General features: G+C 68.5%; 1 protein-coding gene. It reads right to left on the bottom strand.

Annotated elements, in window-relative coordinates; genetic code table 11:
* On the bottom strand, positions 1 to 515 hold a 515-nt coding region (locus tag G7A99_RS23605; RefSeq protein WP_371807667.1), incomplete at its 3' end, for a radical SAM protein.
* Positions 516 to 623: the final 108 nt, after the last annotated feature.

Genomic DNA, 623 nt, shown 5'->3' with positions numbered 1-623 from the left:
TCGACGGCCGTTTCCGGCGTGCGCTCCTTGATGGCGCGGATGCACGCCGCGTAGTGGCCGGCGCCGGCGTCGTCGAGGTCGTCACGGTCCACGGAGGTCAGCACCACGTACTTCAGGCCCATGAGCTCGACGGTCTCGGCGGTCTGAACGGGCTCCTCGTGGTCAAGCCAGCCGTGGGGGTTGCCGGTGTCCACCGCACAGAAGCGGCAGGCACGGGTGCAGGTGTCGCCCATGAGCATGATGGTGGCGGTGCCGTGGCCCCAGCACTCGGCGATGTTGGGGCACATGGACTCCTCGCACACCGTGGACAGGCGGTGCTCGCGCACGGTCTGCTTGACCCGGCTGTAGCCCTTGCCCGTGGGGATCTTCACGCGCAGCCAGTCGGGCTTGTCGCCGCGGGCGACGGGGGCGTTGTCCCGGCGTGCCTTGATGCCGTTCTTCACGGCGCGGAAGCCGTGGGGCTTGTCCACCTTGCTGCCGCTGACGACGACGGGGATTCCCTTGAGTTCACTCATTGCTGCCATCCCGGTGGGTGACTGTGACGGCCCAGTGTAACAGCCTCCGGCGTGTCGGGCCGCTCACAGGGGTGCTGAGCTCTGGTTGAAAGTGCCGGCGGTCCGCGC

The organism is Arhodomonas sp. KWT (assembly GCF_010993615.1).
The sequence above is the reverse complement of the archived record's forward strand: the minus strand, read 5'-3'. Positions and strand labels throughout refer to the sequence as shown.